Origin of the sequence: Legionella sp. (genome assembly GCF_049790535.1) — a bacterium.
In the GTDB taxonomy this organism is placed as follows: Bacteria; Pseudomonadota; Gammaproteobacteria; order Legionellales; family Legionellaceae; genus Legionella.
In genome coordinates this window covers 1-4434 of record NZ_JBAQZB010000003.1, presented here as the reverse complement: position 1 = coordinate 4434, position 4434 = coordinate 1, and the positions used below count along the sequence as shown (strand labels likewise).

The window sequence follows — 4434 nt, the reverse complement described above, 5'->3', positions numbered from 1 at the left end:
CTGGTGCATGGTGTCGATCTCTTAATGTCTGGAAACACTATTTGATCATAATCACCATGCACATTCAATTTTTTTATCCCTTTTTTCAATGCGTTAAGATAAAAATTCGTGTGGAACTCTCAGGGCTAGACCACACTCCGTGCGGTATAATAATGAATAAATCGCAAAATCAAAACGGGGTGCGACACGATGTCGGCAAATAGAGCTGCGGTGCTCTGCTACTGCCATCCATACTATTATGTCACTTGAGCGATGCTCCTCAGTAATGGGGAGTGGCTACTCGACTTATTGTAATTTTACATAAGGAAATGCGAATATTTTGTATGATGGTATATTTCTTGATATATATCAAATATAAATATATACTTAAATATATATCAATGTGGGGGATTTACCATGAGTCAATCTGCTAAAATCTTCATGAATGGTCGTAGCCAAGCTGTGCGTTTACCAGCAGCTTACCGTTTTAATTGCAATGAAGTCTTTATAAGAAAAGATCCAAAGACAGGGGATGTGATTTTGTCACGCAAACCAGGAACATGGGATGATTTTTTTGATCTTTTAAAAACAGTTGAGGTTTCTAAAGATTTTATGATTGAGCGTGAAGATTCCTTACCGCAAGAGAGAGACATATTTAATGACTAACGGAATAATTAATCGTTATATGCTAGATACCAATATGGTTAGTCATTTTATCAAGGGAGTAAATAATGTCCGTAACAAAGTTGTTTCTGTTCCTATGTCAGAACTTGGAATTTCTGCAATAACTGAGGGAGAATTATTATTTGGATTAGCAAAAAAACCTAATGCGAAACAACTAAGCATAGTTGTTCATGAATTTTTGATTCGTGTTGATGTATTACCTTGGGATAGTGCTGTTGCGGCTTGTTATGGGACGCTTCGTGCTGACATGCAAAAAAAAGGTAAGATATTGGGTAACTTGGATCTACTGATCGCTGCTCATGCTCTAGCATTGGGAGTAGTGCTTATTACGAATGATCGTGCGTTTGCTCAAGTTGAAGGTTTAAAAATAGAAGACTGGACTCAATAAAGAAATATCTTACACTATCTATCAGTTTATTTTGATTATCTCTACAGCTTATTTTGTTTTAATTCAGGGTGTTTGGAAGGAAATATTAATCGCCAGAAAAGGGGCTAATGAAGTAATGGAACCGTTAACCAACTTAAGTGAAAAAATTATATATAACAATACCTTATATTTTAAGGTATTTAGTGATAAAAATTTTAAGAGACAATGGGATGCATTATTGCCTGCCGATAAGGTGATCCTATCTATGATTGCACATGGAGTAGGGGATTTACATAGTCTCTTGGCATAGGAAATAATGTTAATAAAAATACAGCTCAAAATGCATTAAGAAGATCAGCCAATAAAAATTTAATTACAAAAGTTGAATATGGAACATATCAATTTGAAGATGAGGTATTTGCTGATTGGGTGAAGCATTTAGATGGTGAAATAGGCTAATTAAACGAGTTAAAGTAGTGCACCAGAAGACCTTAAAAGTGAAATCAATAAAATTCCAGTGATGTTTATATTTGCTGATGACGATGCCTTCACACCTCATGAATATTCTAAGAACTTATGCTGCATTGCTTGGCATCCTCTTCAAACTCCTAGCGTGGAAGAGGGGAAGAGCGTGCGAGTTGCATCAAAAAAATGTTACCGAAAGTAGTAGTTGAGCTCATTCGTTCTTACAGACGGGGAAAAAGCTCAGTTGGAAAAGCGACACAAAGCTGAACGCGATAAACAGGTGTGTGATCGCATTAAAGCGGTTTTATTGCGATCCGAAAAATGGAGTTATGACACCATTGGGCAAGTTTTACGGCTAGATAACACCACAGCAACTAATACTGCTGCATCAATAAATAAATTGCACACAAGAAATAACAATATGGTATAATTTCAATCAAATTTAGTTTTAGTTTATAAATATTATGCCTTTCACCTTAGATAAAAATTACTACAAGATTCTTAACATCGAGCCCTCAGCAACTCTTAGTGAAGTAAAGAAGGCTTTTCACAAGTTAGCGATGGAAACACACCCTGGTGAGGCTTTTAAACGTGTTTACGAGGCCTACGAGATGCTTTCTGATGAAAATCAAAGAGAAAAATATGACTGTTTTTTAGCTAAATCTCACAAAGGCCCACAACAATTTGCTAAAAATAAGCAAGATACATCCAAAGACAAAAATGCTGAAGATTTGCTTGACGAAGTTATAGCTTTTTTTAAAAAACAGCAACAAACGAGACAAGAAAAAGAAGTGCAGGAAACAAAACAGCGCATGAGTTGCTTGCATTTAAGTAAAGAACAGGAAACTAAGCTTTGGCAAATTCATCAAGATTTTTCTCATGATGAAAACCATTTTCAACACAAAAACTATTCCGTTGAAACATTAAAAAATTTACTCTATGTATTTTGTGATGTCAGTCTGTCTCATTTAGATGAGGAATGCCAAAATAATCCAGATATTGTGGATATGAGCTTTAATCACTCGTTTGCAGGATTACGTTATGCCAGTAAAGAGGCAATTATGCTGCTCTTCGATCGTAAAGAGAGTATGTTATATAAAAAACTCAGTTATACAAAGAGTCACATTTGGGAAGCCTCCGAGTTTTTACAATATTACCCGTACAAAGTTGATACGAATCTTTTTATAAAACTGATGCTTATTAATCCACTCCTCATAAAACCATTATCACAGAAAGAGATATTAGAGTTCTTGCGCGATCCTCAATGCCATCAACATAAAGAAAAGCTATATGTGTGTTTATATACTGATAATAGGTTTTATACTAATAAAAAGAATAATGCTGTTGGAGAGAATCTAGAAATCCTCTTCGAGATTTATAGTCAGTACGATAGAAATGTTCTACGAAAAATTAATTTTTTTGACGATTTATCACAAAATCACGATATTCCAAGGCGACTTGTTAAGAATTTATTCACTAAATATCCCAATGATATTGATTTATTCGATATTATTTCCATTAATCGTCTGGTTGATCATAAAAGTCTATGCTTTCGTTATAATGCCGTAGAAGAAAGCTTAACATGCACAGGAAAACTATTTGACGAAGGTGACGGTAAGCCTTGTACTTTTTCCAAAACGCATCAGATAATGGCCCGGAATGCTTCGCGTTTGAATTGTACATTTCTAGATGAACTTGCAATGAGTTTAGAACCAAAAATATTTTGCAAAATGCTTGCATCTATTCCTACAGCAAAACGCACACAGTATCTGTTTTCTGGTATTGGATGTGCTTCTACTTATTATACGTATCTAAACAAAGTAAAGAATACTGAACATTATCATACTGATTGTTTTTCTTGGGGTAAGCCAGACAATAAAACAAAAAAGGAAAAAACAAAAGAATATTTTGACGCGCTTTCACAACTTATTTATCCAACAAAACCAATGAATACCGATGATTTGATAAAAATCAAACAAGAGGTGTGCTCTTTCTTAAATCATTATACCGCATGGTGGAAACTGTCTTTCTTTGGGCATCATCATGAAGTCCGTGCAAAACAGATAATAAAAACCATTAATAAAGCTAATTCCCTAGCACAAATTGGCTTAATTATCGAGAATCAATTGGCTTTATTTGAAAATAAAGCGACAGACTCTCCGTTTCATAAATTCACTCTAGAGAAAATATTTGATGGTGAATCTATTGATTGGCGATTGCAGGCACGATGGTTCAATTCTTCACCAAAAAACGTACCACTTCAAAAAAATCTCATGGGTTCTGGCTATTACCGTGCACTCAAATTGGCTAAAGATGTTATTGCAAAACATAATCAAGAAGAACAATTGATAGAGGAGCTGAACGCTTCTTCGAATAATCTTGGTACTATTTAATCAGAGAGTGTTTGAGCGTAATAGAATAGATAGAGAAACCACTCTAATTTTCTGGATTTTTCAGGATAAAAGGATATTCGTTGCATCATAATTAAGGTAACCGTGTTTTTAAAAAATAAAAGAAAAAATTTATTATTGAGTCTGTGGGTATGTAGGAAAAAAGTCATTGAGTGTGGTCAAGGTGTGGGTAACGCTTTAGCGTTACCTAAGGATTAAGCAAATGATCGATTTTCATTTTTTGAGAGTGTTCATTTAACTGTGTCAGCTCAGAAATTTAACTTAACTCCCAGTTCAAACATCCTTCAAAAAATATTTGTAACTGAGAGATAATTAAGGCCCAATTGTGCATGGGTTGATTCCATTTTTCCATTACTTTTTGACAAGCACAGTAAATAAGTGGTTTTGTCGCAGAAAATTTTAGGCACTGGTAAAATTTCCAAATTTTTTGGAGTTCGACGATGCTCAGTTTCAAATGGAAGCATTTCAAACAGGATATGATCCTGCTGTTGGTCAGATGTTATCTGGCCTATTCCCTGAGCTATCGTG

General features: G+C 34.7%; 5 protein-coding genes and 2 pseudogenes. 6 read left to right on the top strand and 1 reads right to left on the bottom strand.

Annotation, left to right across the window (positions count from 1 at the left end):
* The 6 genes and pseudogenes from WA877_RS00190 to WA877_RS00165 form a co-directional block, all read left to right on the top strand.
* Positions 1 to 203, top strand: a 203-nt coding sequence (locus tag WA877_RS00190) for a hypothetical protein (protein WP_425168931.1), incomplete at its 5' end; no start/stop codon positions are given.
* Between the two features lie 193 nt (positions 204 to 396).
* Positions 397 to 645, top strand: a complete 249-nt coding sequence (locus WA877_RS00185; RefSeq protein WP_425168930.1) for an antitoxin — start codon at positions 397 to 399, stop codon at positions 643 to 645.
* Positions 638 to 1051: a type II toxin-antitoxin system VapC family toxin gene (locus tag WA877_RS00180; protein WP_425168929.1), complete on the top strand. Its 414-nt coding sequence runs from the start codon at positions 638 to 640 to the stop codon at positions 1049 to 1051. Before WA877_RS00185 ends, WA877_RS00180 begins: the two co-directional genes overlap by 8 nt.
* Before the next feature lie 31 nt (positions 1052 to 1082).
* Positions 1083 to 1340, top strand: a complete 258-nt coding sequence (locus WA877_RS00175; protein ID WP_425168928.1) for a hypothetical protein — start codon at positions 1083 to 1085, stop codon at positions 1338 to 1340.
* 360 nt (positions 1341 to 1700) lie between these two features.
* Positions 1701 to 1865: pseudogene (locus WA877_RS00170) on the top strand (IS630 family transposase); the annotation flags it as partial.
* Positions 1866 to 1959: 94 nt separating this feature from the next.
* Positions 1960 to 3888, top strand: coding sequence for a J domain-containing protein (locus WA877_RS00165; protein WP_425168927.1), 1929 nt, complete (start codon positions 1960 to 1962; stop codon positions 3886 to 3888).
* Positions 3889 to 4162: 274 nt separating this feature from the next.
* On the opposite strand, the pseudogene WA877_RS00160 reads toward WA877_RS00165, so the two are convergent.
* Positions 4163 to 4300 (bottom strand): annotated as a pseudogene (locus WA877_RS00160) (IS256 family transposase); the annotation flags it as partial.
* Positions 4301 to 4434: the final 134 nt, after the last annotated feature.